The 14,739-nt window shown below is 57.8% G+C and carries 17 protein-coding genes and 1 tRNA gene; 6 read left to right on the top strand and 12 right to left on the bottom strand.

Annotated features, from left to right (window positions below; genetic code table 11):
• Positions 1–3: 3 nt before the first annotated feature.
• Together M504_RS12520 and M504_RS12515 are read right to left on the bottom strand one after the other, a co-directional pair.
• Positions 4–990 carry a hypothetical protein gene (locus tag M504_RS12520; protein ID WP_052200683.1) on the bottom strand — a complete coding sequence of 329 codons (987 nt, stop codon included), beginning with the start codon at positions 988–990 and terminating at the stop codon, positions 4–6.
• 4 nt (positions 991–994) lie between these two features.
• Entirely contained in the window at positions 995–1,576 is a 582-nt protein-coding gene (locus M504_RS12515; RefSeq protein WP_047491846.1) for an aminodeoxychorismate/anthranilate synthase component II, read from the bottom strand.
• A gap of 148 nt (positions 1,577–1,724) precedes the next feature.
• Between M504_RS12515 and glpK the strand changes: the two genes are divergently transcribed.
• The 3 genes from glpK to M504_RS12500 are packed head-to-tail and all read left to right on the top strand — an operon-like array spanning position 1,725 to position 5,539.
• A complete protein-coding gene (glpK, locus tag M504_RS12510; protein ID WP_047491843.1) occupies positions 1,725–3,212 on the top strand; it encodes a glycerol kinase GlpK in 1,488 nt (495 codons plus the stop codon).
• Positions 3,209–4,777, top strand: coding sequence for a glycerol-3-phosphate dehydrogenase/oxidase (locus M504_RS12505; RefSeq protein ID WP_047494760.1), 1,569 nt, complete (start codon positions 3,209–3,211; stop codon positions 4,775–4,777). The genes glpK and M504_RS12505 overlap by 4 nt, the downstream gene beginning before the upstream one ends.
• A 27-nt stretch (positions 4,778–4,804) precedes the next feature.
• Positions 4,805–5,539, top strand: a complete 735-nt coding sequence (locus M504_RS12500; protein WP_232296270.1) for an MIP/aquaporin family protein — start codon at positions 4,805–4,807, stop codon at positions 5,537–5,539.
• A 45-nt stretch (positions 5,540–5,584) separates the two neighbouring features.
• On the opposite strand, the gene hscB is transcribed toward M504_RS12500, so the two are convergent.
• The 4 genes from hscB to M504_RS12475 all read right to left on the bottom strand — a co-directional run bounded on the left by hscB (position 5,585) and on the right by M504_RS12475 (position 8,104).
• A complete protein-coding gene (gene hscB / locus M504_RS12495; RefSeq protein WP_047491837.1) occupies positions 5,585–6,193 on the bottom strand; it encodes a Fe-S protein assembly co-chaperone HscB in 609 nt (202 codons plus the stop codon).
• Entirely contained in the window at positions 6,190–6,672 is a 483-nt protein-coding gene (locus M504_RS12490; RefSeq protein ID WP_052200682.1) for a GNAT family N-acetyltransferase, read from the bottom strand. The genes hscB and M504_RS12490 overlap by 4 nt, the downstream gene beginning before the upstream one ends.
• Positions 6,673–6,997: 325 nt before the next feature.
• Positions 6,998–7,474 carry an iron-sulfur cluster assembly accessory protein gene (locus M504_RS12480; RefSeq protein ID WP_047491830.1) on the bottom strand — a complete coding sequence of 159 codons (477 nt, stop codon included), beginning with the start codon at positions 7,472–7,474 and terminating at the stop codon, positions 6,998–7,000.
• A gap of 15 nt (positions 7,475–7,489) precedes the next feature.
• Positions 7,490–8,104, bottom strand: coding sequence for a hypothetical protein (locus M504_RS12475; RefSeq protein WP_052200681.1), 615 nt, complete (start codon positions 8,102–8,104; stop codon positions 7,490–7,492).
• 64 nt (positions 8,105–8,168) lie between these two features.
• Between M504_RS12475 and M504_RS12470 the strand changes: the two genes are divergently transcribed.
• On the top strand, positions 8,169–8,441 hold the full coding sequence (locus M504_RS12470; protein WP_047494751.1) for a DUF4242 domain-containing protein: 273 nt from the start codon (positions 8,169–8,171) through the stop codon (positions 8,439–8,441).
• A gap of 42 nt (positions 8,442–8,483) precedes the next feature.
• On the opposite strand, the gene iscU is transcribed toward M504_RS12470, so the two are convergent.
• The 5 genes from iscU to M504_RS12440 all read right to left on the bottom strand — a co-directional run bounded on the left by iscU (position 8,484) and on the right by M504_RS12440 (position 12,211).
• Positions 8,484–8,900 carry a Fe-S cluster assembly scaffold IscU gene (gene iscU, locus M504_RS12465; protein WP_047491827.1) on the bottom strand — a complete coding sequence of 139 codons (417 nt, stop codon included), beginning with the start codon at positions 8,898–8,900 and terminating at the stop codon, positions 8,484–8,486.
• 74 nt (positions 8,901–8,974) lie between these two features.
• A complete protein-coding gene (locus M504_RS12460; RefSeq protein WP_047491824.1) occupies positions 8,975–9,172 on the bottom strand; it encodes a hypothetical protein in 198 nt (65 codons plus the stop codon).
• Positions 9,173–9,181: 9 nt separating this feature from the next.
• Entirely contained in the window at positions 9,182–10,450 is a 1,269-nt protein-coding gene (locus tag M504_RS12455; protein WP_047491821.1) for an IscS subfamily cysteine desulfurase, read from the bottom strand.
• A gap of 73 nt (positions 10,451–10,523) precedes the next feature.
• Positions 10,524–11,006, bottom strand: a complete 483-nt coding sequence (locus M504_RS12450) for an Rrf2 family transcriptional regulator (RefSeq protein WP_047494748.1) — start codon at positions 11,004–11,006, stop codon at positions 10,524–10,526.
• Between the two features lie 626 nt (positions 11,007–11,632).
• Positions 11,633–12,211 (bottom strand): CDP-alcohol phosphatidyltransferase family protein, encoded by a 579-nt coding sequence (locus M504_RS12440; RefSeq protein WP_047491815.1) that lies wholly within the window; start codon positions 12,209–12,211, stop codon positions 11,633–11,635.
• Between the two features lie 156 nt (positions 12,212–12,367).
• Between M504_RS12440 and M504_RS12435 the strand changes: the two genes are divergently transcribed.
• On the top strand, positions 12,368–12,976 hold the full coding sequence (locus tag M504_RS12435; protein WP_047491812.1) for a hypothetical protein: 609 nt from the start codon (positions 12,368–12,370) through the stop codon (positions 12,974–12,976).
• A gap of 106 nt (positions 12,977–13,082) precedes the next feature.
• Positions 13,083–13,159 (top strand) — tRNA-Val (locus tag M504_RS12430).
• A 97-nt stretch (positions 13,160–13,256) separates the two neighbouring features.
• On the opposite strand, the gene M504_RS12425 is transcribed toward M504_RS12430, so the two are convergent.
• Positions 13,257–14,621 carry an HD-GYP domain-containing protein gene (locus tag M504_RS12425; protein ID WP_198137592.1) on the bottom strand — a complete coding sequence of 455 codons (1,365 nt, stop codon included), beginning with the start codon at positions 14,619–14,621 and terminating at the stop codon, positions 13,257–13,259.
• Between the last annotated feature and the right edge of the window lie 118 nt (positions 14,622–14,739).

Below are 14,739 nucleotides of genomic sequence, written 5' to 3'. Positions count from 1 at the left end.
CTTTTAGTCGTGAACGCCGAATAGCTTGCGGAAGAAGTGTCCGATGGCTCGGAAGGGGTTCGGACCTTGCTCTGGCGGCTTCGTGGATGCCACATGCACATTCGTCGCGGGCGCTGACGGTGGCACTGGCGCAGTTGTCGCAGCATTCGGAGCTGTGGTGGCAGGAACAACAGGCATAGCAGCTTCGGTTGCCGTTGTGCTCTCACCCGGAGGCCCGGTCACGGTGTTCGTGACGCCGTTGTAAGCGAGCGTGCTGTTGACGCGCGTGTGTGTTTCACCAACGGGCGCGGGTTGCGGAGGTTCGGGCTGCTGCAGGCCCTGGCTTACGGCTTCAGGGAATGGGTGCGCCTTCGCCTCGTCGGTGACTTTGCCATCGCCCATCTTGCCCTTGCCTGCCAGCACAAGATCGTCAGGACGCGGGCAGCCGCAGGACGAGCTTTCGTGGTCCACGACTTCGCGCAGACTGCCGTGCTCAAACAACACGCGCTGACCGGGGCGGACGAAGTATGTGCCGTCGCCGAATGTCTCTGTCACATGCAGGATTGGGGCGTTCTTGCCCGCGTTGTCCACGCACGTGTCGCCGTTGGGCACGATGCGGATTCGCAAGTCGAGTGGCGCAGCGTCGGAAAGTTCGAATCGCAGATCTGGCGTGAGGATGCTGTCGGTCTTTTCCGCTGAAGTTCTAATTTCGACCGCGCCACGATCGACTGCCATGATCATCGGCGGTTTCGCCACGGCGATCGTTGTCTGCGCCAGATGCGCCGCTGATCCTGAGCAGATCCTCACCGATCCGCCGCGGCTCAGAGTGACTTCAGCAGGCTGCACACCAGCAGCTACAGCAGCGCTGTTGCCAATGACGGCGTTGCCGTTGCTTACGCGAACCAGGCCGCTGACTTCGTTGCCCTGCGTTTTCACGGAGCCCAGCGGTTGCTGCGCATTTCCATGAATCGCACACACGAGAGCTGCAGAGAAAACGAAGGAACGGCGCATACGGTTACATCTTCAAGAAGTTTTCAATCAGGCGTTTGCCGTTTTGCGTGAGGACGCTCTCCGGGTGGAACTGCACGCCCTCAATGGGCAGTTCGCGATGGCGCAGCGCCATGATGACTTCACCCTCGGGGTCCTGCGTGCGCGCAGAGACTTCCAGCTCTTTCGGCAGACCTTCCGGGCTAACCACCAACGAGTGGTAGCGTGTGCAGGTCATGTCCTGATCGATGCCTTCAAAGAGCGTACGTCCATCGTGATGTACCTGGCTGGTCTTGCCGTGCATCAGGCGCGCTGCGCGGACCACGTTGCCACCAAAGGCTGCACCCAGTGCCTGATGACCAAGGCAGACGCCCAGAATCGGCGTGCGCTTACCCTTGCTTGCGTAGTGCTTGATCAGGTCGATGGAGACGCCTGCTTCCTGCGGCGTGCAGGGGCCGGGCGAGATGAGAATGTGGTCCGGATTCAGCGCTTCAATCTCTTCGGGCGTCAGCTCGTCGTTCCGGCGGATGACCATCTCCGCACCCAGCTCGCCCATGTACTGCACCAGGTTGTAGGTGAACGAATCGTAGTTGTCCAGAACGAAGACCATCAGCGAAACCCCTTATGAAAAGTGTACGCGTATTCGTGATGTCACCGCTGTTTCCAAGGCTTTAGCGCGGGTGGAATCCGTAACCGCGCGGTGATATGGTGGCTCCGTTGCGCTGCTGAGGCTTTCGTGGCGCGTTGTGAGGCGGTTTATGGCAATGTATGTTCTGGCGCTGGACCAGGGGACGACGAGTTCGCGCGCAATTCTGGTGGACCATACCGGTGCGATTGCGGGCACGGCGCAGCATGAGTTCACACAGATTTTCCCTGAAGGCAAAGCGGGTTGGGTGGAGCATGATCCGTTTGAGATTCTCACCAGCCAGTTAACCGCCGCCGTGGAAGTGCTGGGACGTGCCGGTGTGCGCCCGCGCGATGTGGCGTCGCTGGGCATTACGAATCAACGTGAGACCACGATTGTGTGGGATCGCGCGACGGGCAAGCCTGTTTATAACACCATCGTGTGGCAGGATCGGCGCACCGCAGCGATGTGCGAGCAGCTTCGCAATGAAGGCGTGGAAGAAGACGTTCGTCGTCGTACAGGATTGCGGCTGGACCCTTACTTCAGCGGCACGAAAGTCTCGTGGATTCTGGACAACGTTGCCGGTGCGCGAGAGAAGGCAGAGCGCGGTGAGCTGGCGTTTGGCACCGTGGATAGCTGGCTGGTTTGGAACCTGACCAGTGGCAAGAAGCACATCACCGATCGCACGAATGCGTCGCGCACGCTGCTCTACAACATTGTTGAAGACAAGTGGGATGACGAAATGCTGCGGATGTTGCGTGTGCCGCGCAGCATGATGCCAGATGTGGTCTGGTCCAGCGAAAAGCTTGGCCCTGTGAGCACTACTCTGGGCCTTGAGGGCACAGAGATAGCGGGTATTGCTGGTGATCAGCAATCGGCATTGTTTGGACAGATGTGCACGAAGCCTGGTGACGCGAAGAACACCTATGGCACCGGATGCTTTCTGCTGCAGCACATTGGCACCGAATTTCGTGAGAGCCAGAACCGTCTGCTGACGACGCTTGCCTGCTCCACGAATCGCAGGCCGGAGTATGCGCTGGAAGGCTCAGTGTTTATTGGCGGCGCGGTAGTGCAGTGGCTGCGCGACGGGCTTGGCATCATTGCATCGAGCAGCGAAGTGGAACAGCTTGCGCAGAGCGTGCCGGATAGCGGTGGCGTGTTGTTTGTGCCCGCGTTTACAGGGCTTGGCGCACCGCACTGGGATCCGTATGCCAGCGGGACCATCATTGGCATTGGGCGCGGAACAACAAAGGGGCACATTGCTCGCGCGGCGCTGGAGAGCATTGCGTTGCAGACGACGGACCTGATGCGCGCGATGAATGCAGACACAGGCGTTCCGTTGCGCGAATTGCGCGTGGATGGCGGCGCCACTGCAAACGACACGTTGATGCAGTTTCAGGCGGATTTGCTGGGTGTGCCGGTGCATCGTCCGGCATGTTTGGAAACGACGGCGCTTGGCGCGGCGTTTCTTGCGGGACTTGCCGTTGGCTTCTGGAACAGCACCGACGAGATTCAACGCGTGCAGGGCGAAGGCACTCTCTTCACACCGCAGCGGGATTACGATGCGTTATACGCGCGCTGGAAAGAAGCCGTGGAACGCGCGAAGGGATGGAACGGATGAATCGTACAGCAATGCTTGACGCCGTGAAGGCACACGGCGATGCCGAGTGGGATGTTGTCATCATCGGTGGCGGCGCTACGGGTGTGGGTGTGGCGGTGGATGCTGCCGTTCGTGGATACAAGACGCTGCTCGTTGAGCGTGAAGATTTTGGTAAAGGCACGTCAAGCCGTTCGACCAAGCTGGTTCATGGTGGCGTGCGTTATCTGGAGCAGGGCAATATCTCGCTGGTGATGGAAGCGTTGAAAGAGCGCGGATTACTGCGGCAAAATGCTCCCCACCTTGTTCATGATCTGCCATTCGTTGTGCCGAATTATGAGTGGTGGGAAGCCCCGTTTTACGGCATTGGCATGAAGATCTATGATCTGCTGGCGACGAAGTATTCGTTTGGCAAGTCGAAGATTCTTTCACGTGAAGAGACGTTGGAGCGTCTGCCAACGATCTCGCAGGAGGGTCTGCGAGGTGGCGTGGTGTATCACGATGGACAGTTCGATGACACGCGATTACTGACGCACTTGGTGATGACCGCGGCCGATCATGGCGCGACCGTTTTGAACTACTGCGGCGCGGTGGGTCTGTTGCGCGGTGAAGATGGATTTCTACAGGGTGTAACGCTGGAAGACAGCGTCAGTGGTGAACGTTTTAACGTTCAAGCAAAGGTTGTAGTGAATGCAACCGGCATCTTCACGGACGAAGTGCGGCGCATGGCCGAGCCCGATGTGCAGACGATGGTGTCGCCTTCACAGGGCATTCACCTGGTGTTTGAGAAGAGCTTTCTGCGTGCGGATACGGCAATCATGGTGCCGCGTACCAGCGATGGTCGCGTGCTGTTCGCAATTCCTTGGCATGAGCACACAGTTGTCGGCACAACCGATACCCCGATTGAGGCTCCCAGCTATGAGCCGAAGCCGCTGGAAGAAGAGATTGAGTTTGTGCTGGAGACGGCAGGGGAATATCTGTCGCGCAAGCCCACACGCGATGACATTCTGGCTATCTACGTTGGCATTCGTCCTCTGGTAAAAGCGGCTGGAAGTGATGGATCAAAGACGAGTGCGTTGTCGCGCGATCATACGATTCACATTGATGGCAGTGGATTGCTCACCATCGTTGGCGGCAAGTGGACGACGTATCGTCACATGGCCGAGGACACCGTGAACCATGCGGCAACACTTGGGCATCTGCCAGACGTGGCATGCACAACAGCCGATCTGCATGTGCATGGGTGGAGCGATGCGACCGACTTGGGCCATCTGCTGGTGTACGGCAGTGATGCAGCGAAGATTCGCGCGCTGGCTGCTTCGTCACCCGAACTCGCACAGCAACTAAATCCAGCGCTTCCCTATCTTGCCGCAGAAGTCGTCTGGGCGGCACGCGAGGAGATGGCCGTTACGGTGGAAGATGTGCTGTCGCGCAGAACGCGTGCGTTGCTGCTGAACGCGAAGGCTGCCATTGCAATGGCGCCGCGCGTTGCACAGTTGATGGCTGCGGAACTGGGCCACGACGAAGCATGGCAGCAATCGCAGGTGAGTGCGTTTACGGCATTGGCACAGCAGTACCTGCCGCAGTAGAGTGGTTGCGTTCCGAAGGAGATGTTTGTGATTGCACGCAGCCCGGTGCTGGGCGAGTTTATGGGTACGTTTGTGTTGCTGCTGCTGGGTAACGGTGTGTGCGCAGCAGTGACGCTGAAGAGCAGCAAGGCAAAGGACGCGGGCTGGATGGTCGTCGCCGCGGGATGGGCCTTCGCGGTGCTGTGCGGCATTTTCGTGTCGCAGCTATTTGGCTCGGCGGATGCGCATATGAACCCTGCATTCACGCTGGCTTTTGCGATCAAGGGTCATGCGTACGGCAATCTGATTCCCTATGTGCTGGCGCAGGTGGCGGGCGCGTTTTGCGGCGCTGCTGCGACATGGTTGTTCTATCTGCCACTGTGGGGCTTAACCGAAGCACAGGATGCGAAGCTGGGCGTATTCGCAACCAGCCCCGCTGTGCGGAACTACGGCTGGGCTCTGTTCTGCGAGGCGCTGGCTTCATTTGTGCTGGTGATTGTTGCGGGCGGCATGAGCAGCAAGCTGGTGCTTACTACCGGCGCAGCGGCCGGGCTCAGCCCTTTTTTAGTTAGCCTTCTCATTTGGTCGATCGGTCTGTCGTTGGGCGCAACCACCGGCTACGCCATTAATCCCGCGCGCGACTTCGGTCCTCGCCTGGCACACTTTGTATTGCCCATTGCGGGTAAGGGTACGAGCGACTGGGCCTATGCGTGGGTGCCGGTTGCTGGGCCGCTGTTGGGTGGCGCGCTGGCTGGTTGGGTTTTGTTGATGATCGGTGCCTGATGCAATCCCACGTCTCAGAAGAGAGACGTGGGGCACCCGTTCTTACTACTCGAGTGCTGCGTTCACATCACGCACAAGATTGCGCAGGTAGCTGCGGCGATTGAGCAGCGCTACCATCGCATCCTTCGACGAAGATTTTGCGGTGGCGTCGTCCGCGTCCACAGCGGCGTCCCACTTGGTCCAGAGCGCCTCTAACTGCTTCTGTGAGTCGTCGAGCATGGCGGTGAAGTTTGACTTTGCGGCTTCGAGATCTTTGCGAAGCTGAGGGTCGTCGTCGCCCATCTGCTTTGCCATCTTCATCTCTTCCAACTGCATGTTCAGTTCGAATGCTTCTTCCAGAAGATCAGGCGGGACGATCTGCTTCTTCTCTGTGCCTGAAGCGCGCGCGGATTCCGTGGCCTTTACCGACTGCTCCTCAAGCTCGATGCCTTCGAGTTCGAGCAGATATTCCGTGCGACGAATGGGATCGCGCAACGTGCGGTAGGCGTCGTTCAGCAACGAGGATTTCTCAGTGGCTTCCGCCTGCTCCTCTGCGGATTTGGAGGCGAAGCGATCCGGGTGAAACTCACGCGAAAGCTTGTAAAAGCTCTTCTCAAGCGATGCGGTGTCGAGCGCGAGTTTTGTGGGCAGGCTGAAGACTTCGAAGTAGGTCATGGCTTCTCTTCTGATGGTATCTGTGTCGCATCCGTTTCAGGCGAAGTGGCAAGCTGATAACGGCATTTGCGCGGATGGCCTGCGAGAAAAATGGCGTGGTTGTAGAGCACGTTCGCAGTCTCAACGTATTCCGCACCGGCCAGTTCAAGGGTTCGACGGGATGCGGTGTTTTCCGGATCGCAGGTGATCCAGAGCACGTCGATGTTGTGTTCTCGCGCAACGGGGATCAGCATGCGCACAGCTTGTGCAGCGTAGCGATGGCCGCGATGCTCCTGCAGTACTTCGTAACCGATGTGACCTGCGTAGCGCGTGATGGCTTCCGTGGTGTCCAGGCGGAGATTGATATCGCCGACGTGTTCGCCTGCCATGTTCACTATGCGGTAGTAGCGCGCAGGGACGCGGCAGACGGGATGCTCGGCGGTATGGAGGTAGTCGAGATGAATTTCCCTCAGAACAGCGGAAGCCTTTCTAAGCGTCATGTTTAGAATGCCACCATGTCTTATGTGCGAGAGGCTCTTGCAAAAGATCTTGCCGTCGCTATCGGAATAGGCATTTTTGCTGCGCCAGTCGGGTGCATATCATCCTGCTACGCCTCAGTATGGTATTTCGACCGGCTCTATCCAAATGATGGACAGAATGCGTTAGGCGCAGCTTTCGTTGGTATCGTCGCCGCAGTCTTTTTTGGGCTATTGACCGCGATTCTCACGTTTGTACGGCGATATCTCCGATTTCGGAAACGACAACAGACTTTGCTCATCCAGGACGAAGTTCTTTAAAACTTCAGAAGCGCCTCATCTACTAAATCTACGCGGTGAACGACGATCCGCAGCCGCAGCTCTTGGTGCTGTGCGGGTTGATGAAGTTGAAGCCCTGACGCATGAGCGTCTCTTCAAAGTCGAGCGTCATACCGCTCAGGTAGAGGAAGCTCTTGGGGTCGACGAAGATCTGCACCTTGTCGCCTTCTTGCTCGTAGACGTACACGCGATCACGCTCGCGGGCCTGCGAATCGAAACGGATGTTGTACGAGAGACCGCTGCAGCCACCACCCGTGATGCCCACACGCAGACCGCCTTGTTCGGCGGAGACGCCTTCCTTCTGCATGGCAGAGCGGATGCGCTTCAACGCCTTCTCCGTGACCTGAATATTCTGCGCCTTTGCATTCTCCGGAGGGGCGGAGACAGGCGGAACAATGGGGCTGGAGTACACAGGTGCTGCACCCGCAGTTGGGGCAGGTGCGCTCATTTCGTTGCTGGTCGTGCTGCTGATTCCTACTACGGACATATTGGCAATCCTTTCCTAGCGCAGGCTCTGTTGGCGCGCGTCGTAAATCTTCATCTGATGGCTGATGAGGTCATCGGCCTTCTTCAGCGCGGCCTGCGTGTTGGTGTCGAGCTGGTCCCAGGTGCGAAACACGTGGTCTTCCTGCAAGGTGGAGGGCTGAATGTTGCCGTTTTGATCGACCATGGCCGCCACCTCTAACGTAATGGACTTGGACACTGGATCAATCAACGCACGGCGCACCCGGTAGGCAATGTCGATGCAGGCATTCAGGTGTGCTGCATCGCCCAGGCCCCATGCAATCTGGTTTGCACGGCAAGCTGCCGGCGTGCGATAGAACGTGAACAGCGACAGGATGTACGTACCCTTGTTGAGATATCTGTCGTAGTTGCGCTGCAGCCACTGCGGTGTAGACGTGTCCGGCATATAGATGACGACGTCGTGATCTTCCGCGAGAGCAAGCGGCGTGGTCCACTGCTCCGTCTCGTCGAACACGGCACCGGGATGACCGAAGGTGCCCCGCTGAACCACTTGCTGCGCACCCATGGTGGACGCCAGAAACACGAGAACCAGGGCGATGACTCCGCTACGGCAGGTGTTGCGGTTCACGGGTTTTGGCGATGGAAGCTGCATTTTTGTTGCGACACCAATCAACGAGCGCTGCTATGTTGGCAGCGAGTGCTGAATGGAGTTTCGCATGCCGAAGTTTCTGATTGAAAGAACGTTGTCGGGCGCGGGCGACCTGACGGCGGAGCAGCTAAAAGCTATCTCACAGACATCCTGCTCGGTGCTGCGCAGTCTGGGGCCGGAGATTCAGTGGGTCGAGTCTTTCGTGACGCCGAACAAAATCTACTGCGTCTACGTTGCACCGAATGCTGAACTGATCCGCGAACACGCTCGATTGGGCGGCTTCCCTGCCGACTCCGTGGAGCCGATCAAGGACACCATCAGTCCCGTCACCGCAGAGTGACGCGGCGGAACAGGCATCTGCCTGTCCCGCCGAATCCAATGCTTAGTTCGCTGCTGCGGTCAGTTCCGGCTCGACTGCGACGTTCTTCTTCTTCCAGTCGCCGATGGCTGCGCGGATGGCGTCTTCTGCCAGTACCGAGCAGTGAATCTTAACCGGCGGCAGCGCCAGTTCCTTCACGATCTCCGTGTTGGAGATGGCGAGGGCTTCGGCAATGGTCTTGCCCTTGACCCACTCCGTCGCCAACGACGACGAAGCGATGGCCGAACCGCAACCGAAGGTCTTGAACTTTGCGTCTTCAATAACCTGCGTGTCCGGATTGACCTTGATCTGCAGACGCATCACGTCGCCGCACTCCGGTGCGCCAACCAGGCCGGTGCCCACTTCGGTGGAATTCTTGTCGAGCGTTCCAACGTTCCGCGGATTCTCGTAGTGATCGACTACCTTATCGCTGTATGCCATGTTCGTCTCCTGTCGAGCGAATACGTTAATTAGATGCCTTCCGGTCAGTTTTCAGTGCAAAACCCTGCCGGACGCTAACCCTTGATGATTCCCCTGTGCCAACGGGCCAGGGCGATGAGCCAGACTACGGTCGCAAATGCGACGGCGTAGTCGAATGTTTTAAACGCCTCACGCCAGGTAAGTGGCGTGTGGAAGAAGTAGCCGGCGGCGATGCTGGAAACCCATGTAAACAACATGGTGGTCAGCCAGGTCTTGCCGGTCGGCTCCTTCATCGGGACTCCTTAGTGGGCAGTCCACTCGACCTTATCGAGGTCGATGCCTTCCTTGACCATCTCGTACAGCGGGCTCAGTTCGCGGAGCTTCAGCACCGTGTCGATGAGCTTGTCGCTGACGTAGTCCACTTCTTCCCTGGTGTTGAAGCGGCCGAGGCCGAAGCGGATGGAGCTGTGTGCAACGTCGTCGCCGAGGCCGAGGGCCTTGAGCACGTAGCTGGGCTCCAGCGTGGCCGAGGTGCAGGCCGAACCGGAGGAGACTGCGATGTCGTTGATGCCCATCAGCAGGCTCTCGCCTTCCACGTAGACGAAGCTCATGTTCAGGTTGCCGGGCAGATGGTGTTCCATGTTGCCGTTGACGTGAACGTAGTCCAGAGCGGCTTCAAACTTCGCCTTCATGTAGTCGCGGAGCTCGGTCAGGCGCTTGGTCTCTGCTTCCATCTCTTCACCAGCGATTTCGCAGGCCTTACCAAGGCCGACGATGCCGGGAACGTTGAGCGTGCCGGAACGCATGCCGCGTTCGTGGCCGCCACCATCAATCTGCGAGACGAGCTGAACACGCGGATTGCGACGGCGAACGTACAGCGCGCCTACGCCCTTCGGTCCGTAGATCTTGTGGCCCGACATGGAGAGCAGATCGATGTTGTCGTTCTGCACGTCAACCGGGATCTTGCCCACAGCCTGAACGCCGTCCACATGGAAGAGGATCTTCTTCTCGTGGCAGAGAGCGCCGATCTCGGCGATGGGATTGATCACGCCGATTTCGTTGTTAGCGTACATGATGGAGACGAGGATGGTCTCCGGCGTGATGGCTTCCGCGATCTTCTTCACGTCGACCAGGCCGTCTGCCTCAACGGGCAGATAGGTGACCTTGTAGCCGCGCTTTTCCAGGTGCTTGCAAGTGTCGAGAACAGCTTTGTGCTCTGTCACCTGGGTGATGATGTGGTTGCCCTTTTCGCGGTACATCTCCGCAACGCCCTTGATGGCAAGATTGTTGCCTTCAGTAGCACCGGACGTGAAGATGATTTCCTTCGGGGTAGCGTTGATCAGCTTGGCGATCTGTTCGCGCGCCTTGTCCACACCCTGCTCGGCTTCCCAGCCGAACTGGTGGTTGCGGCTGGCAGCGTTGCCGTAGATCTTGGTCATGTACGGCAGCATGGCTTCCAGCACGCGCGGATCGAGCGCGGTGGTGGCGTGGTTGTCCATGTAGATGGGCAGCTGAACGCCCTTATGGGCCGGTGTGGATTCCAGCAGTTCGATTTCCGTGGCGAGGCTCATGCTTGTTTCTTCTCCTGATCCGTTTCCGAGCAAGTGGTGCAAGTTTGCTGCGCGTGCCTAATGTTTATGGGTTCTAAAGAGCGATGGAGACAAGGCCTCCGCCCAGCGTATTGGCTGGAACGGCGGTGTCCTGCGGTTCCGCCAGATCGGCAATCGTGATGCCGCTGAGCAGTTCCTTGATGCTGTCATTCACCTTGCGTAGCGGTTCTTTGATGGTGCAATGACCGGCCAGGTCGCAGGTGCCATGAATGGTGATGCAAGAGGTGATGAACAGCGGGCCATCAATGGCACGGATCACCTCAAACGCACTGATTTCAGCAGCCGAACGCGCCAGCGCATAGCCACCGTTGGTTCCAGCGTGCGAAACGAGAATGCCCTGCCGGGTTAACGTCTGCAGAATCTTGGCCAGAAGCTGAGGAGGGATGTGATACGCCTCCGCAATGTCCTTGGCGGACTGGGCACTGGCCGACCCCGTCTTGCCCGTCAGGACAGCCTGCTCGGCAAGATACTTCAGGGCCATCAGGCCGTAATCCGCTTTTTTGGTCAACCGCAGCATAAAGGTCAAAAGCCAGCGGGTAGATACACCACGGGCATGTTTCCAGTGTAGGCCTGTGGAAACAGAGTGGCAATGGCAAAACCGCGTTCTTTAAGAATAATTATTAAAGATTGCCCGAAACTGAAGCTCGGGCGAGGATATTCACTGCTTCCATCGAATGCGCAGCGGAGCCGTCATATTTGAGGATCATGCCTTTCCTGGAGTGACACCGCATTACGATTTCGTTTCCCAAAGTGCTCACACACACTAGCCCTGACTTCGGTTTCGTAATCTTAACGGTACCGCCCTCTTGTTCCAGAGCGTGTCTGTAGTGCTGGCCCCAGGCTTCGTCTGTAACGTACGCATCAGGATGCAGCGATAATCCCACAGTTGCCGTCGAATATTTGTGTCCCCATAACGGGGACATGGAGTTAAACCTAACAAATACCGCGTCATTTGCCGCAACACGCATCCACGGGAATGGTTCTTTCACTCGTATGGAAGAGCTTGAGTCGGGATGAGCGATCTGCCAAGGAATGACAACCCAGAACTTCCAAGTGGCTGGGAATGTGAGCAATGCCAGGAGCGTCACCCAAAAGGACCAGGTGGCCTTCCGACGACCATTTTCCAGGCGATGGAAAATCACGTTATGCGAGGCTCTCCAGCGGGTCCGTTCCAATGCGATGGAAGACCGTCCAGGCGTATTGCGCGGCGGAAAGCGGTGCCAGCCAGGCGATGCCCACCAGCAGCCAGTGGCGCAATTCGGTCAGGGTCATAGTGGTTTTTACGGCCGTGAGCAAGACCAGCAGCATGGTGAAGACCTGGACCAGAGTGTTCAGTTTGCCGATCGCGGAAGGACGGAAATCCCGCATGGTGCCCGTGAAAAAGAGCAGGATGCTGATACAGAGAATGCCGATATCGCGTGCAAATACCAACACTGTCACATATTTAGGAACCAACCCTACCCAGGTGACTGTCAGGAAGAGCGTGGAGAGCATCAACTTGTCGGCGATGGGGTCCAGATACTGGCCCAGACGCGTGGTCTGGTTTAGTCTGCGAGCCAGGCGGCCGTCTACCGCGTCTGTGGCGCCCGCCACCACGAAGATCAGCAGGGCAATCTCCTCGTGCTGGGCCAGAATCGCCTCTACCAGAAACGGCACCGCCAGCAGACGTAGAAGTGTCAGCAGATTTGGCGCGGCGCGAAGCTGTCGAAGGAGCGAGTTCATACTGTCCCGGGAAAGGAATCACCTCAATCATATCTACGGCGAACGCCGCGAGGCAGAGATTGTCTTTGGAGACAGGGTCTTGTGACTTCTGTGGAACTCTCTGTTCTCTTTTTCCAGCGGAGAGCCGATATAGTCCGGTGGAAGGACTCTGGCACGATGCGTGTTGTTTACCAATGGACACAGGCGGAATGGGACGAGGCCATGCGGCTGGCGACGGAGCGTCAACGGCATCGTGGTGGCATCGCAGGCACCACGTATGCCGTCATCCTTGTTCCGCTGGTCGGCGCGTCTCTCAGCGGCTTGCTGAGTATGCGGCATCAGGGCGCATTGACCGGCGCAGGCGTCGAGCTGCCACTTTTGCTGGGGATGGGTGGCCTTTGCGTCATTCTTTGGATCGTTGGAATGGTTTTGAAGCGCCGACGGCGCAAAGCTGCAGCGGCTCCGGTTCCAACAGGAAAGTGCGAAGCCATTCTGCAGGAGAGCGGATGGTGCGTGCGCGCTGCGGATCAAGAGGATGCCGCGGACAATACCCACTCCCGGATTCACCTCAAAGCACAGACAGAATATTCGTTGTTGCCGTGGACGAGCGTTACAGGAACGCGGCGAGGCAATCGCGTGGTGGTGTTTCTGCATGAGGAAGGCTTTTCCGGCCTGCCGATCCGGTGCCTGACAGAAGATCAGGCGGGGCATATGCAACGCCTGATCGCGCGTAAGCTACGGCCGCAAACAGGACGTTCATCGAGCTCATCGAGTGAGGGCCAGTAAGCCTGCCCATGCCGACGACCGTTTGCCACGGGGGATGGCGAGAGTTACACTGGATAAGTCGGCAGCCCGCCCGGGCAGCCCTGGGGTGCAATCCCCTTTCAAACGCAGGCGCGTAGCTCAGTTGGTTAGAGCGCTACCTTGACACGGTAGAGGTCGATGGTTCGAATCCATTCGTGCCTACCATTTCTTCAACATCCTCCATCGCAAACCCAATCGGTTGGCTGCCAGATTATGGCTGATGCGAAGGTCAGATACCGTCGTCTTCCCTGAACAATCGTATTCAAATCGCTATGTCGTGGTGCTTCGCTTCTACCAGGATGCGTTTCAGAGCTGCAACGCATTCGGCGTCCAGTTGATGGGGCGTCAACTTCTCCATGATTTGCAGAACCAGCTCCGGTTCCAACTGGTCGCGATAAGCACGCGGTGATCGGACGGCGTCATACACGTCCGCGACGCTGAGGATACGGGCGCACAGATCAATGTTCTCTGCTGTGAGTCCCTGCGGATAACCGGAACCATCCAGACGCTCGTGATGATCGCGTGTGATGCGCGCGATGCTCTCAAAACCACGCACCTTTCGCAGAAGGTCATAGCTGTGTTTGGGATGCTCGCGCACTGCGGCCCACTGCTGCTCTGTGAGCGGGCCTTCTTTATCCAGAATGGAATTCGAAATGCCGAGCATGCCGATATCGTGCAGCAGGGCAGCGCGACGCAGAGACGTGATCTTCTCTTCATCGAGTTGCAGCTGCCGTGCAATCGCCTCCGTCAACAGGGCGACGTTCTGCGAATGCATAAACGTGTAGTGCGATTTGGCGTCAATCATGTCTGCAAATGCGGAGCAGACGTTCTCAAATGCGTCGTCGGAGGCAATCCTTTCCGGCGCTGGATCGCGCGAAAGGACCTCTCGCATGAGGTCGGGCGTATCGGCTCCGTCCCAAAGGGTGCCTTCCTCATGCATGATGACGACAAGTGCAACAAGTCCTGGGTCAAACCAGGTACTTGAGCGGTCTTCAATGATACGGACTGCTTCTTCGCGTCCCAGCACGGTTTCCAGCGATTCAAGGGTCTGCGCAATGGAGCATACCTGCGCCATCAGTGGGATTTCGTCCTTGCTCAGTCCCGCCGGCCCTCCCGATCCATCCCACCGCTCGTCGACACAGCGTATGGCGTCGATCGTTGCTTCGGAACGGTCGAACTTACGTGCGATCAGTTCGCTGGTAACACCGCGCTGGCGGGCAGACTGCCACACGAGACGTCGATTCCGTAGAAGGCGCAACACGTGCTTGCATCTTGAAAAGAGGGGCTTGCTGCGAAAGGCATACCGTAAAACAAAACGGATCTGCGGCCACGTGGGTTTTGACCAATCGAAGACCCGCAGCGCAAGCCGGCAGAGTGGCTCGTCCATTCCCATTCGCTCGCAGATGTCGACGGTGCTGCTCGTTGTTCCTACATCCTTCAGCAACAGTGCGTAGTAGAGTTCGCTCATCCATTCCAGCGAAGGGCAGATATTCCGCCCTAAATTCATACCCAGAACGCAGGTGCGCAGGGTGTGTCCAGAATGTTCGCTCGAGCCAAGGTCGAAGGCATACGTGAGCGACGCGACAAGCTCACTGAATATTAGGGGGCTGGGTGGAAACTTCAACAAGGAAGTCTTCCTCCGCATTTGATTCAACGTGTAATCGGGAGCGTCGAGGTACATATTCGAAGAAGACGAGAGTTGCTGAGCTCCTCGGCCTTCATCCTTTCCTGGGTGGAGAGCCGCT

The sequence above is a fragment of the Terriglobus sp. TAA 43 genome (assembly GCF_000800015.1).
Taxonomy (GTDB): domain Bacteria; phylum Acidobacteriota; class Terriglobia; order Terriglobales; family Acidobacteriaceae; genus Terriglobus.
The sequence above is the reverse complement of the archived record's forward strand: the minus strand, read 5'-3'. Positions and strand labels throughout refer to the sequence as shown.